Origin of the sequence: Brevibacterium sp. 91QC2O2, from assembly GCF_024580695.1 — a bacterium.
GTDB lineage: Bacteria > Actinomycetota > Actinomycetes > Actinomycetales > Brevibacteriaceae > Brevibacterium > Brevibacterium moorei.
Map to the genome: position 1 here is coordinate 1 of NZ_JANIJY010000039.1, position 14,011 is coordinate 14,011.

At 68.8% G+C, this 14,011-nt stretch carries 12 protein-coding genes and 1 tRNA gene; 3 read left to right on the forward strand and 10 right to left on the reverse strand.

All coding sequences use genetic code 11. From position 1 onward, the window contains the following. Positions 1–165: 165 nt before the first annotated feature. Positions 166–1,461, reverse strand: coding sequence for an FAD-dependent monooxygenase (locus NQ036_RS15090; protein ID WP_257059936.1), 1,296 nt, complete (start codon positions 1,459–1,461; stop codon positions 166–168). 61 nt (positions 1,462–1,522) lie between these two features. Here NQ036_RS15090 and NQ036_RS15095 point away from each other — a divergent pair, with 61 nt between their 5' ends. Beyond that, complete coding sequence (locus tag NQ036_RS15095) at positions 1,523–2,152, forward strand: TetR/AcrR family transcriptional regulator (protein WP_257049340.1); 630 nt, start codon at positions 1,523–1,525, stop codon at positions 2,150–2,152. Between the two features lie 134 nt (positions 2,153–2,286). On the opposite strand, the gene NQ036_RS15100 is transcribed toward NQ036_RS15095, so the two are convergent. Beyond that, positions 2,287–2,802, reverse strand: coding sequence for an OsmC family protein (locus NQ036_RS15100; protein ID WP_257059937.1), 516 nt, complete (start codon positions 2,800–2,802; stop codon positions 2,287–2,289). A gap of 139 nt (positions 2,803–2,941) precedes the next feature. Between NQ036_RS15100 and NQ036_RS15105 the strand changes: the two genes are divergently transcribed. Further along, positions 2,942–3,979 carry a PrsW family intramembrane metalloprotease gene (locus NQ036_RS15105; protein ID WP_257059938.1) on the forward strand — a complete coding sequence of 346 codons (1,038 nt, stop codon included), beginning with the start codon at positions 2,942–2,944 and terminating at the stop codon, positions 3,977–3,979. On the opposite strand, the gene NQ036_RS15110 is transcribed toward NQ036_RS15105, so the two are convergent. The 7 genes from NQ036_RS15110 to NQ036_RS15140 form a co-directional block, all read right to left on the reverse strand. Next, positions 3,907–5,103, reverse strand: a complete 1,197-nt coding sequence (locus tag NQ036_RS15110; protein ID WP_257059939.1) for a pyridoxal phosphate-dependent aminotransferase — start codon at positions 5,101–5,103, stop codon at positions 3,907–3,909. The genes NQ036_RS15105 and NQ036_RS15110 overlap by 73 nt on opposite strands. A gap of 182 nt (positions 5,104–5,285) precedes the next feature. Then, positions 5,286–5,374: transfer RNA gene (locus tag NQ036_RS15115), tRNA-Ser, on the reverse strand. 99 nt (positions 5,375–5,473) lie between these two features. Further along, positions 5,474–6,178 carry a hypothetical protein gene (locus tag NQ036_RS15120; protein WP_257059941.1) on the reverse strand — a complete coding sequence of 235 codons (705 nt, stop codon included), beginning with the start codon at positions 6,176–6,178 and terminating at the stop codon, positions 5,474–5,476. Beyond that, positions 6,175–7,311, reverse strand: a complete 1,137-nt coding sequence (locus tag NQ036_RS15125; protein WP_257059942.1) for a DUF1707 domain-containing protein — start codon at positions 7,309–7,311, stop codon at positions 6,175–6,177. Before NQ036_RS15125 ends, NQ036_RS15120 begins: the two co-directional genes overlap by 4 nt. A 9-nt stretch (positions 7,312–7,320) precedes the next feature. Continuing rightward, entirely contained in the window at positions 7,321–8,295 is a 975-nt protein-coding gene (locus NQ036_RS15130) for a DUF1707 domain-containing protein (protein WP_257059943.1), read from the reverse strand. Continuing rightward, positions 8,292–9,314, reverse strand: a complete 1,023-nt coding sequence (locus tag NQ036_RS15135) for a DUF1707 domain-containing protein (RefSeq protein WP_257059944.1) — start codon at positions 9,312–9,314, stop codon at positions 8,292–8,294. The genes NQ036_RS15130 and NQ036_RS15135 overlap by 4 nt, the downstream gene beginning before the upstream one ends. A gap of 10 nt (positions 9,315–9,324) precedes the next feature. Continuing rightward, positions 9,325–11,214 carry a hypothetical protein gene (locus NQ036_RS15140; RefSeq protein ID WP_257059946.1) on the reverse strand — a complete coding sequence of 630 codons (1,890 nt, stop codon included), beginning with the start codon at positions 11,212–11,214 and terminating at the stop codon, positions 9,325–9,327. 243 nt (positions 11,215–11,457) lie between these two features. Between NQ036_RS15140 and ilvA the strand changes: the two genes are divergently transcribed. Then, the gene (ilvA, locus tag NQ036_RS15145) at positions 11,458–12,753 is read left to right on the forward strand and encodes a threonine ammonia-lyase IlvA (RefSeq protein ID WP_257049353.1); all 1,296 of its coding nucleotides are present in this window, start codon (positions 11,458–11,460) and stop codon (positions 12,751–12,753) included. 86 nt (positions 12,754–12,839) lie between these two features. Here the strand turns inward: ilvA and NQ036_RS15150 are convergent, their stop codons facing one another. Beyond that, positions 12,840–13,778 (reverse strand): thioesterase family protein, encoded by a 939-nt coding sequence (locus tag NQ036_RS15150; protein ID WP_257049354.1) that lies wholly within the window; start codon positions 13,776–13,778, stop codon positions 12,840–12,842. Between the last annotated feature and the right edge of the window lie 233 nt (positions 13,779–14,011).

Sequence of the window (14,011 nt, forward strand, 5' to 3'; positions counted from 1 at the left end):
GCTGACGCTCGTACTCGCGAACGAACTCACGGACCTCTTCGACGGTGAATCCCACAACGCTGACCATGCGAGATCACTCTCCTTTGCTTGATCGTGACTGACTCACAACCAGCTTGGCAAAGAGGGGTACTGCAGGTTTGCGCATGTGATGTGGCGGGCAGGCGGCTAGAGCAGTGCGGTCAGATCCGCGTTGCGGTTCCTGATCATCGGCACGTGCTTGAGCAGCCTGCCGACGATCGGGTTCTTGATCATCTTGCGGCGCTGGCCGACGCTCTTGTTCCGCTTGTCCAGTTCCGCCTGAGTCAGCGATACGAAGTTCTTCCGGCCCTGAGTCGCCCCCTCCTTCTGGAAGTTCGCGATCTTGGGCCGCATGACCTTCTCCCAGCCGTCCAGCGCCGCATCCAGGTCGTCGGGGTGCTTGCGCAGGGCCGCGCCCAGCAGATCGGCCCCGCCGATCCCGGAGGTCGCGCCCATCCCCGAGTACAGGGTGGGGCACCAGGCGGAATCGCCCACCAGGACGACGCGGCCGCGGTGCCAGCTGTCCATTTTCACCTGTTCGGTGGTGTCGTAGAGGAACTCATCGGCCCGATCCAGCTGGTCCAGGGCGCACTCCATGTACGTGCCGTACGGCTGATCGCCGAAGACCTCTCTGATGTGCTGTTTGGGATCGAGCTTCCGTTCCGCTCCGGGATCGTCCGAGGCCCAGGTGAACAGCACGGTGGCGGGGTGGTCGGCGAAGGGGAAGACCCAGAACGCCTTGCCCACCTCGGTCAGGATGACGCCCTGATCGGGCTTGAGCCCCGGCGGGTTCTCCGGCAGTTCGAAGGCGCAGATCATGGTGCCGAGTTCGTGCAGATACTTCTGTGCAGGCCCGAAGACCATTTCGCGGACCTGGGAGTGGATGCCGTCGGCTCCCACCAGCAGCTCGTACTCCTCCTGGGTCCTCTCCCCCGTCGTGGAGTCCTCCAGAGTCACGCGCACCCCTGAGGCGTTCTGCCAAATATCGACAGGACGGGTGTTGTAGCGGATCTCCACATCGTCGGGCAGGGCGTCGAAGGTCGCCTGTTCCACATCGCCGCGCAGCATCATCCACGGCCCGAAGTCCGCCGGGGCATCGGCGAACCCCAGGGTGTCGCCGATGATCCCGGTGCGGTCGATCGCGAAGTTCTGCGAGGCCGGGCTGCGCCGGTCGTGCAGACCGGGCAGCGCGCCCAGATGGTCCGCTGCGATCCACCCCAGGCCGAACAGGCCGATGAAGTATCCGCCGCGGCGGCGCGCCGGGGCCTTCTCCACGATCACGGGCTCCCAGCCCGACTGCTTGAGCGCGATCGCCGAGGCGATGCCGCTGATACCCAGCCCCACCACCAGGGCGCGCCTGCCTGTGGCGCTCTGGTTCTTTGCGCTCCGGTTCGCAGTGTCCTGCTGGTTCGTCTGCCCCGCGAGGCCCTTTTCTGTGCTCATGTAAATAAGATACACCCTGCATCTTATTGCGAAGGCGAATTTTCCTGGGAGAATACAGAATGTGAGTGAGCAGAGCAGGGATGCGGGCACGGCACCCCGGACCCGCAGACGCGGCACCGAATTGGAAGACGCGATCCACGAGGCCGTTCTGGCCGAACTGCGCGAGCACGGCTATGCGGGAGTCGGCTTCGCCGGCGTCGCCAAGCGCGCGCGGACCAGCCGGCCCGTCCTGGCCCGGCGGTACGCCTCCCGCGCCCAGATGGTCGCGGCGGCCTTCACCTCGAATTTCGAGCCGCCGGAACCCGGCGGCGCCGGTCCGGCCGCGGCCACTTTGCGAACCGAGCTCATCGACCTCTTCACTGCGATCTCGGCCCCCAGCCGGCGCCTCGGCCCCCAGACCAGCCGGGCACTGCTGGGCGAGGCGGATCAGGAACTGCTGGACGAACTCATGGCCGGGCTGCCGGGCGACGCCGAACTGGCCACCAGGGTCGAATCATTCCTCCGCGACATCACCACGGCCGCCCGCGCGCGCGGCGAACTCGGACCCCGGGACATCCCCGCCCACGTTCTCACCGCACCTTTGGCCGTCCTCAGGTTCGCGGTGCTCGAGCGCGAGGTCGACGATGCGGAACTCGCGCGCATCGTCGACGACATCGCCATCCCCCTGTACCGGGTCACCGCGCAGGGGTAGGTCGGGCGGCCGGGGCCGGGGCCGGCTCCAGCGGGGCCGGCCGTGGCTAGGGGCTGGCTGCTCCAGCGGGACCCGGCCCGGTCAGCTCGACCAGCCAATTCAGCCCGACCGGCCGGTCAGCGCCCCCGGCCCGGTCAGCTCACCTCATCAGAGGCGAGAGCCTCGACGGTGGCGGTGCCCCGGCCGGTCAGCAGCTTCGACATGGGGCAGCGCGCATGCGCGGCCGTCACGACCTCGCGCACTTGCTCGGCTGGCAGGCCCGGCACGTGCACGGCGGCGTGGGGCGCGAACCGGAATTCGCCGTCCGCCTCGCCGAACAGCCGGACGGTGACGGTCACTGTGGACGCGTGCAGTGCCGGGTCCAGGCCCCGTTGCGCGAGCACCTTGGCCACGGCGGAGTTCAGGCACGTGCTCCAGGCCATCCCGAGGAACTGCTCGGGGTTGGCCCCGGCCGCACCGGCCTCCGGCTGACCCGTCGGCAGGCGCATCCCGCCGGCAACGTCGACCCAGCCCGAGGTGCCGCCCCGATTGCTCACAACGGTTTCGTACAGGGACGCCGCCGGTTCTCCCGACTCGGCCTGTCCGGCCTGTCCAGTCTGTCCGGCGACCCCGGCCGGCTCGCTCAACGGTTCAAGGTGAGACGTGTCCATGGCCCCAGGCTAATCGGCATGCACGACACACGGGCGCTTTCACAGCTGCGGCATAGATTCGCAACAGCGGGCGGCAAGCGGCGGAGCGTTCCATGAACGACATGGGGCAGACGGCCCCGACGCTGCAAGGAGTGCGACCATGACTCTTATACCGGAATACCCGAAATACGCACCCAGGGTCCCTGTGACCGATCCGACCGCAACCGGTCCGACCACAACAGGCTTCCGCCGGGGCTACTGGTGGAAGGCGCTGCTGGGCGGTCTGGGTCTGTGGGTGCTGACGGTCATCGTCACGATCCTCACCCGCAATGCCAACCTCGTGCCCACCCTGATCCTGGTGGGCAGTTTCCTCGTGCCGTTCTCGGCCAGTCTGCTGGCCATCGAGAAGACGCGGGGCCGGATCAACCCGACGCGGCTGCTCATGGCCTTCTTCGTAGGCGGCATCTTCGGCGTGCTGGCGGCCTCCATCTTCGAGGCCAAGGTCTCCGGCACTCTGACCTCGCTACTGGCCGCCGGGTTCATCGAAGAAGCGGTCAAGCTGACGGTGCTGGCCTGCGCGGCCCGCCACATCGTGCGCAGGACGCCGGGGCTCGGCGCCTGGTTGGGCGTCGTCGTGGGCGCCGGCTTCGCGGCCTTCGAGTCCGCGGGCTATGCGCTGAACTCCTCGCTGGACGGTGGCGGGATCGATCTGCTGGCGCTGTTGGAAACCGAGGCTCTGCGCGGCCTGCTGGCACCGGCCGGCCACATCCTGTGGACCGCGATCGTCGGCGCAGCCCTGTTCGCCGTGCTCGGCCGCCTCGACGCCCGCCGTGCCGCCGCGGCCGGACCCGGGCGGGCCCCGAGTACCGCCCCCATCGCCGCGTGGATCCCGCTGGCGCTGACCTACCTGGGCGTGGCCGTGTTACACGCGGCCTGGGACCTCGCCGGCAATATCGCGGGTTACATCGCGGTGGCGGTCACCGGTGCCGGCCGCTACCAGGCCACCTACGGGTTCACACCCGAAGCCGTGGTCGCCGAGGCGCAGAACCTGGCAAACGGGCTCTACCTGGCCGGCGTGATCGTCGTGACCGTGCTGGGCGTCGTGTGGTTGACGGCCTCGGTGCTTCAGTACGAGGCGACCCAGTCGCGCAACCGGCCCAGGCCCGCGCCGATGTCCTCGGCGCTGATCCCGGAGTAGGCCAGGCGGATGTACTCTCGGTCCTCACCGGACTGGCGGCGACCGAAGTGCTCGCGGGTGCAGAAGGACACCCCGGTATTGTGCAGGGCGGCCGTCGCGAACTCGCCCACCGAGGTCGCGCCGACCCGTGCCACCGCGTCCGTCACATCGGGGAACAGGTAGAAGGTCGACTGCGGCACCGCCACGTGCATGCCGGGCACCTGGTTGACCAGGCCGGCTGCCACGTCCCGGCGCTCGCGCAGGATCCCGAGCATGTCCGCGACCGAATCCTGCGGCCCGGTCAGCGCGGCCACGCCGGCCCACTGCACATAGTGGTTCGTGCACGATTCGTCGTTCGTGTTCAGGGTGGAGATGACGTCCGCGATCTGCTTGGGCGCCGCTGCGCAGCCCAGCCGAGAGCCCGTCATCGCGTACTTCTTGGAGAAGGTGTAGAGGATGACGGTGCGTTCGGCCATGCCGGGCAGCGAGGCGATCGATTCGGACCGGCCCTCGTAGCGGGTGTCGAAATAGGCCTCGTCGGACAGCACCCACAGGTCGAACTCCTGGGCCAGTTCCGCGAGCGCGCGGCGCTCTTCCGGGGTCGATTCCGCGGAGATCGGGTTCTGCAGGTCGTTATAGATGATGGCCACCGTGTTATCGGTGATGAGTGAGCGGATCTGGTCGAGGTCCAGCGCGAAGCCGTCCGCGGTCGATTCGTAGCGGTAGGGCACCGCGGTGCCGCCCAGGTATTCGATCTGCGATTCGTAGATCGGGAAGCCGGGATTGGGGTAGAGGACCTCCTGGCCCGGGTTCATCACGGACTGCAGGAACTTCGTGATGACGGGCTTGCCGCCGGTGGTCACCACGATGTTCTCAGCGTTCAGGTCCATCCCGCGGGCGGTGCCGATGTCGGCGGCCAGGGCCTCACGCAGTTCGGGAATGCCCGCGCCGGGGCAGTAGCCGGTGTGGCCGTCGGCGATCGCCCGATCGAGGGCCTCGACGATGTGGCCGGCGGTCGGGATGTCGATATCACCCAGGTGGAAGGGGTAGACGGTGTTGCCGCGGGCCTTCCAGTTCGCGGCGGCCTGGGCCACCGAGAACGAGGTCTCCGTGCCCAGTCGGGTCAGGCGCTGTGCGAGTTCCATGGTTGGCTCCCCTTCGTCGGTCCGGATACGGTGGCCGAGGCCGGGGCGGACCACCGTGTCGCTGTCGCCTCCCAGCTTAGCGAGCCACTCAACCCCTCGGACACCACATAAGCGCGGGAACAACCTGTTACAGCAGGTCGTTCCCGCGCTTATCTGGTGTTCATGCGCGTGCGCACATGATCTGGCGGTGAGTCCGGGATTCGAACCCGGGGAAGGGGTTGCCTTCAACGGTTTTCAAGACCGTCACATTCGGCCGCTCTGTCAACTCACCATGCCCGACCATTCTTCCATATCCCCGGCACCGGACAAATTCACCCGGCCCGGTCCCGCCCGGGGACGCGCCGCGCCACCACCGAGGCCGCGCGCCCGCTCAGCCCTCCGCGTACAGTTTCCGCAGATCCCGCAGGCGATACACGATCACCTGGGGGTCGGACTTCGCATCCGCTTCGAACCGGACCCGCACGACATCCGATTGGGGGCCCCGCTCCGCCCGACCCTTCACCGGTCCGTGTTCGACCTGCAGGAACGACAACTCGGCCTTGGTCCCCAGATCCTTCCGGGCCCGCTCGACAACCTCTCCGACGTCGAGGTCCCCCGCCGTCCGGACATCGTCGAGCGGATCACGCTCGACCTGTGTCGCCTCCGTATAGGCTGGCGCCCGGCCGGGACGGAATTCCACCTGGCGGTCCCCCGGCAACCCACCGCTGGGACCCGTGACCAGTTCCGTGGATTCCGGGGACGCGGTAATCGAGAGGATCCGACCGAGTTTCTTCTGCCCGGCGAAATCCACGACCCGGCGCATGGTCGTCGCATCCAGAGTGCGCACATCGGTGAAGTCCCCGGCCAGGTGCGGCAAGTCCTTTGGCGCGGACTCGTTCCGTCCCGCCTGCGTGATCTGGTGCGTCTGCTGTTCGGGGTCGGGCGGATCGACCGGTCGGGCGGCGTACACCCCCGCCACCGAGCCGAGCACCAGCAGGACGGCGCCGCCGATGAACGGCCCGCTATTGGCAAAGCGCACCCACCGGGCCCACAGTCCCCGGCCGGCACGTGGTTCCTCCGTCGACCCGTCGCTCACAGGAACCTCGCCTCCAACAACTGCGATCCGTCGGTGTTCCAGACCAACATGCCGCCGGCCGGTCCCTGCGGGTCGGACCCCGGGGCGCGGCGCAGTTCCACCTGGATCCGGACCTCGTCGGCCGAACCGCCCACCGGTCTGCCCGCTGTCGGATCCTTCACCAGGGTCAGGCTCGACACCTGCAGGCCTTCCGCCGACCTGTCCGTGTGCCGGCCCAGGACCTCCGGGGCCCGGCTCACCGCCGCGAATACGGTCTGTGCGCTCATATCCCCGGTGTCGAATCCGGGGCGCTTTCCCTCGGGCAGCCAGGGCAGCGGAGCGGCCGGATCGACCTCGTGCAGTTCCTCGTCGAAACCGACGGGATCGAAATCGGACCCACCCGAACCGGCCCAGCCGGCGCCCGAGTCGCCTGCACCGGAATCGGACCCGCGGGCGACCATGGCCTCGGCCGAGGCATCCGTGACGACCACCCGCCCCACCGACCTCCCATCCAGGGCGGTGAGCAGACCGTGCAAGTATCCATATGACAGGAAGCCATCGGCCAGCGCGCCGCGCGCAGCGGCCCGCCCGGCTTCACCGTCCGGAGCCTCGCCGGCCTCGGCCGCGGGATCGTCCTGGGTCCCGGTCGCCAGCGTCATCCCGATCCCACCGGCCGCGAATCCCACCACCAGGCAGGCGACCATGGCACTGGCGACCGCCAGACGACGCCGCAGCGGCCGGCGCCCCGCCACACCGCCGTCCGGGGCACTGCGATCGTCTTCCGGACTCGATGCCCGCCGGCGCCCCTCGGGTACGAAGCGCGGCGCGGCACCGTGCTTGCCCGCCCACGGAGGCTCGGCCTCGGCCGACCTCCCGTCGGCCTCGGGAGTCCCATCCGACACAGGAGTCCCGTCTGACTTGGCCGCGTTGCCCGGGGTCGGCATGCCCTCGGGCAGCGGAATCCCCTGCCGCGGCAGATCCGCGATCAACTCCTCGAGCCGCGCCAGGCTCCGTGCCCCGTCCACCGCGCGGATCCGCTCGGCGAAGGTGTCATCGTCCAGCCGCCCATCCGCATAGGCTTCGGTGATCGCCTGGCGATATGACTCGCGCTGCAGGAACGACGGCCGGTGACCCGCCTGTGGATTCCGCGTCATCGATTCCCTTCAATCGTCCGTGTACAGTTTCTTGCCCTTGAGGTCGTAGGCGATGGTCGAGGGCTCCCCCGAACCGCTCGGCTCGAACTCCACCTCGATCCGGTCGCCCATCTTCCGATAGTCCTTGTCGAGGTTGCTGTACGAGATGTCGATGCTGCGCATCTCCCCGTCCTGCCCCAGATCCGCCCTGGCCCGCTCCATGATCTGCTGCAGGTCGATCCGCTTGAGGGCCGCCTGATCGCGCAGCGGCTCGAACCGCACGTCCTTGCGGGCCTGCGAGCGCGGGGCCTCCCCCGCGCGGAACACCAGATAGGTCGAGCCCTTCCCCTTGCCCTGCACGTCCACCGTCGTGTAGTCGTCATAGGCCTGCAGGCTCGTCACCGTGCCCTTGGGACCCTTGTCCGCCACGTAGTCGAGCACCCGGGCGACCGTGTCGGGGGTCAGGGCGGGGACATTGGCGAAGTCCTGCCCGACGGCCGGCAGATCGTCCGGGGCCGGCTGTTGCCGACCGGCCTCGGTGCTCATGTCCCTGCCGGTAGCCGAGTCCTGATTCGCCGCGGCGGAGGCAATCATGTGCACTCCGGTGTAGCCACCGGCGCCGATGGCGACCGTCACCACTAGCACCACCAGGCGGCCGAGGAGTTTGCGGACGTGGGTGCCAGGCGGTGCCTGGGCCGCGGTGTCACGCCGCGCCCCGCGGGAGGCCTCCCGCCGACGCCGTTTGGCGGCCTGCTTCTTCGCCCTCCGGCGACTCGCGGCCGTATCCGCAGCGGCCCCGTCAGCGGTTCCGCCCGCCGAGGCCGGGCGCAGTGCGCGGGGATCGTAGGGCAGGTCGGTGAACAGCTTGTCGAGGGCGTCGAAGCTCTGGGCGGATTCCGCAGCGGCCAGGCGTTCCTCGTAGAGTCCCTGGGTCAGGCGCCCGTCGACCAGGGATTCTTGCAGCGCCACGATATAGGGGGCGCGTTCGGCGTGTGATGGCCTCATCGGCGGGCCTCCAACAGGTGTTTCCCATCGCCGGACCAGCGCAGATTGGCGTACTGGCCCGATGTTCCGCGCGGGTTGACGGTCACGTTGATCGTCAGGCCCCCGGCCCGCTGCCCGGCGAACGGGGTGCCGGAGTGCCGGTCGATCCGCACCGCGTTGACCTCCAGTCCCTCCTCACCCTCAAGGCCGGTGCGGGCGTGTGCGACCCCCGGCGCCGCCAGGATGGCCGCGTAGACCGCTGCAGGGTCGACTTCCTCCACGGTGAACAAACCGGCGCTGCCCTTGGCCGGTGAGTAGTCCTCTTCGCTCTCGACTTCTTCCTGCTCACCGGCGTCGTCCAGGGAGATGGTCTGCAGTTTGCGTTTGTCGGCGCTGAGCAGCTCCGCACCCGCCGAATAGGGGTTGAATCTGAGGCTCTCGGCCTTGCGCGAGTTCAGGTTCTCCACGATCCGGGCGATGTATCCGTAGGACATGCGGCCACGGCTGACCGCCACTGGCAGCTCGGCGCCGCCTGCCGCCTGGACCGAATCCGGTGTTCCGGCGCCGGGGCCCGGCGGTCCCACCAGTTCCCGGCCCAGGCCCGCCCCGATGATGAGTCCGACGATGATGGTGCCGGTCATCAACAGCTTGCCGCGTTTGAGTCGGGCTGCCCTGGCCTTGGCGCCCTGGTCGGTGTGGCGTCCGTTCGGTTGCCCCGGCCGGCTGGAACCGCTGGAACCGCTGGATCCGCGAGAGCGGGAACCGCCGGTACGGCCTCGAGAACCCGCCGACCGGGCGGCGGGTGCGGCCGGCACCTCGATGTCGGCGCGCGGCACGTCGACGACCAGGTCCTCGAGATCGGCCAGGGATTCGGCCATGGCCAACAGGTTCAGCCGGTCCTCGAAGTCCGAGTCGTCCAGCCGGCCCGCCGCGTAGGCCTGTGCCAGGGCATCGCGGTAGGCCTCGCGCTGGGCGTAGGAGGGCCGGTGGCTGCTGACCGGCCCGGTCGTGGCGTTCCCTGGTCGGGGCGCGGTGTTCATCTGCCCCGCCTCACCCCTGGAGGACTTGGGCCAGGGCGATGAGCGGAACGGACAGGTAGGGCGGACGATTGCGCAGTTCGGTCACGACTTCGACGAGCAGGCGGTCGATGAGCACGGCGCGCAGGGTCGGATCGTCGTAGCCCAGGCCGGCGCCCACAACGTGCGAATAACCGGAGAGCAGGGCGTTCTGCGCCTGCGAGGACCACAGGTGTTCGGGGGATTCGAGGACCTCCTCGACCTCCTTGCGCGATTGTTTCAGGCCCCGCAGGCTCAGACCGGTGGGCAGCGCGCCCTGTTCCAGGCGCCCGGTGCGGTTCAGCCGCGCATAGCCGGCCGCGTAGTCGATGCTGCGCAGCAGGCCGACCAAATCGACCGAGGCCGGTTGGAGCTTCTCACTGCCCTTGGCCGGGAAGCTGCCGACGGTGAACCCTGTGGTCCGGCCGCTGGATACCTGGTTCAGCGTCAGCGCGCCGTGGATCCGCTGCAGCGGGCCCACGGACGACACCGAGTCCAGCTGCTTCTTGTGCGTGCGCAGGGCCCGGCCCAGGTCGCCCAGGGCCAGGGGTGCGCGCGCCAGCGCCCAGTCGATCCGGTCCTTCCACTTCGACACGAGTTCCAGGGTCGGTTCGCCCTCGCTCTTGAGCACGTCGAATTCGTGTGCCAGGTCCAGGTGCAGGGCGCCCACCCTGCGGCCCAGGGCGGTGGCCTGCCGATTCCAGCTGCCGATCGCCCCCGAGTCGACCCGGCTCGCCACGTCCACGGCCTCGCGCCAGGCCGGCCGGGCCCCGCGTTCGGTGGCGGTGAGCATGGCCAGCGGGGCCGATTCGGTGCGCAGGTCCTCGCCGTCGAACCAGCGGCCCGACAACCAGCCGAGCACCGGGCTGACCGCCTCGCAACCGCGCCGTGTCAGGATCAACGGCACCTGGACATTGCCCCCCAGACCCTCGTCTAGCGCACGGTAGAAGGTCAGGATGGCCGGCTGGGCGGGGTCGGCGATGACCACCGAGGTCTCATAGGGCTGGGCGTCCAGGGGTGAGAGCTGCACCGTCTGGGCATCGGCCATGATCTGTGCGGCGCTGCGCCCCGCGCCCGCCGCGGCCCCCGCCAGTCCCTGACCGCCGGTGGTCGCGGGATCGGGGAGCACGGAGTCGGCCGGGTCGTCTGCCAGGTCTGCGCGCAGGGCGGTGGGGATGGGCACCTCGGAGGAGATGGCATCGGCGTCCGCTGCGCTTGTGGACGGATCGGCGGAGTCGGCCGGCGCCAGCGCGCCCGCATCCCACTGTCCGGGGGCCGCCGCGGCGTCGGGGCCGTCGGCGGCCCCGGCCAATGCCGCGGGCGCCGGGGCGTGTGCCGTACCGGATGCCTGCGCATCGATGGATTCCCCGGTGGAAGCGGAACCCGCAGGGGACGAGGTGGGCAGCATCGCGGCCTGTTGCTGGGCGACCAGCAGGGCGCCTCGGCGCACGGGCTGGGCCAGCACCTGGCCGTCGTCCCATTTGCGTCCCGTGTGCAGGGAGGCCGCGACGGCCTGGACGAACACCGGGTCCGCGGTTCCGTCGTAGACCCACACATGGCCCAGCACCAGGTCCTCGACACGGCCCAGCAGGTGGGGGCGCAGCGGGAAGTTCTCCGTGGTGTGCAGGGTCAGTGGCAGGCTCAGCCGGCGGGTCGCAGGTCCCTGCGGCGCTCCCAACAGTGTGCGCCCCGTGGTCTCCAAGGACACGGAGACGATGACCTGCAGGCCCTGGATGATCTGGTCTTCGACTTCGAATTCGAACAGCCGGGTGGTCGACATGGGGGTGACATCGGGGTCGCTGCCCAGGCCCCGCGGCAGAGGGAACCAGTCCTGGCGTGGCAGCCAGGACGACAGAAGGCGTTCGAGATCACTGCTGATTGCCACTGTGTATCCCCCGGATCGGAAAGCTCGCGATGCTGTTCAAGTTGCTGTTCGCACTGTACGTGCTGTTGGGCGCAGTCGCCCCTCCCAGGTTAACGAACCGGCGGCGGATATGTGGGATATGGCCTGCGGGGACATCGCTGGGGAACCGGGCGCCGGTACTTCAGTCTCCGGAAGATTACCGGAAATCTCATATTCCGATACTCAACCTCCAGGAATATGGACAGCCGTGGGTGCGGGAGCACAATGGGGAACGTGTTGGTAGAAGGACAGAAGAAACAGACGCCCCCCACCGCCATCGACGTCGAGGCCGCCGCTGAGCGAATTAGCAGCTCTGTGATCACCTCTCCCCTGCACATTTCCGAGCGGCTCTCGGCCGCGACGGGCGCCACCGTCTACCTCAAGCGCGAGGACCTGCAGACGGTGCGCAGCTACAAGATCCGCGGCGCCTTCAACTTCATGTTGCAGCTCAACGCCGCCCAGCGCGCCTGCGGGGTCGTGTGCGCATCGGCCGGCAATCACGCGCAGGGCTTCGCCCGGGCCTGCGCCGATCTGGGCATTCAGGGGACCATCTTCGTCCCCAAGACCACGCCGCGGCAGAAGATCGACCGGATCCGTCATTTCGGCGGGCCTTCCGTGGACGTCGTGATCGACGGATCCACCTATGACGACGCATCCGATCTGGCGCACAAGCACGCCGACCTGACCGGGGCACTGCTGATCTCGGCCTTCGACGACCCCCGGACGATCGCGGGCCAGGGCACTATCGCCACGGAGATCCACTCCCAGCTCGACCTCGATCCCGACGTCATCGTGGTGCCCGTGGGCGGCGGCGGGGTGGTCGCCGGGATCGCGACCTATGCCGCCGAGAACATGCCAGGCACCCGCGTGGTGGGAGTCGAACCGGCGGGTGCGGCCTCGATGACGGCGGCCCTGGCATCCGGGCGGCCCGTGGCCCTGGACTCGATCGACAGCTTCGCCGACGGCACCGCGGTCCGGCGCGCAGGCGATGTCACCTTCGAGATCATCAGCCGGCTGCGCGTGCCCATGCACTTGGTCGAGGAGGGCCGCGACGCCCACGAGATGCTGGACCTGTACCAGGTCGATGGCATCATCGCCGAACCGTCCGGCGCCCTGGCATCGGCCGCGATCGGACCGGTGGGTTCCGGCACCCCGGTCGAGGTCGAACCCGGGACGACGGTGGTGTGCCTGGTCTCCGGCGGCAACAACGACATCTCGCGCTACTCCGAAGTGATCGAACGGGCGCTGGTGTGGGAGGGACTCAAGCACTACTTCATCGTGAACTTCCCGCAGGAGCCCGGTGCCCTGCGCCGGTTCCTCAACGATGTGCTGGGGCCCGATGACGACATCGCGCTGTTCGAGTACATGAAGCGCTCCGACCGGGAGACCGGCCCGGCGTTCGTGGGCATCACCCTGGGGGCGGCCTCGGACCTGCCGGGGCTGCTGCAGCGGATGGACGCCTCACCCCTAGAGATCGAACAGGTGGGGCAGGACTCCCCGCTGTTCCGGATGTTCGTCTAACTGTCGGAAACGTTCTCCAAAGCGATCCCTGCATTCCAAAGCGCATCTTCGCTTTGGAATGCAAGGATCGCTTTGTTCGTCGCCCGCTACCGCTGCGGGGCGACCAGTAGTGGCTGTTCCACCGTGGCGGCCAGGCCCTGTTCGTCGTAGATCCGGCCCGTGGTCAGGCCCGTACTGGAGTCGCTGATGAAAGTCTGCGCGCTCAGGTTGAGCCACGGCCCGCGGGCCGGGCGCAGCACCGTCAGCGTCATGGTGGGCGGGATGAACATCCACTTCGTGAAGTCCAGCGCACCGGAGACGCCATTGGCCGAGTCGGCGACGATGGCCATCCGCTGCACCGGGCCGGTCTCCTCTCCGGCCACCAGCGGGATCCGCTGCCGGGTCCAGACATTGGACTGGCCCGGTTCGCCGGCCGGCGGCGGAGTCCCGAAATCCCCGTCGACGTGGCGCCATTCGATCGAGTTCCCGTAGCCCCAGTCCTCGCCGATTCCGGGGAAATAGGACTGCGGCTGGGGGCCGATGGCCGGTGGGACATCGCGGCCGGTATCCGTGGACAGATCCGGGGCCGAGGTCGCACCGGGCTCCCAGCGCTTGCGCCACACCGTGGCACTGGCCGCCAATCGGTCGTCCACGTACATCTGGGCCGTGGACATCTCGATGCGCTTGCCGGGGCGCACGATCTGGGCCTCGGTGCGGATGAGCCCCTGCGGCATGGGGCCGAGCATGTCGATGGTCAGCCGCGCGATCGGCATGTCCGGATCCGGGCGCAGGGCCTCCACCGCGCGGGCCAACAGGCCGGCCGGCGGCCCCCCGTGCTGAGCGCGCGCATCCCAGGGGCTGGTGGTGGCGCGCGTCGATTCGAAGTGTGCGATGGCCCGGCCCGCGGCGTCGGGGCCGACGGGCGTGTCATCTGTGGGGAGGTAATAGGCCGGGGGAAGTTGCGCCATGAGGTGCGGCGGCAGGTCTGCGGGGAGCATCTCCGCGGGATCGGAGGGCCGCATACCGGGCTCGGTCGGGTTCGTCATTGAAACCTCTCTACTGAACAAACGTTAAGTCAGATCGCCCTCCCCACATTAGCAGTCACTTTGGTCCGATCTCCCCTGATCGGCAGTCACTTTGGTCTGGAAAAACGGCGGCGGTTTCAGGGTGCTAGTGCAACACCACTGATAAGTTCATCCAGTCTCTCACGAGGCGTACGGAACTCAAGCGTCCGCCGCGGACGATCATTCAGGAGGTCCTGCATCTGCAGGACCTCCTG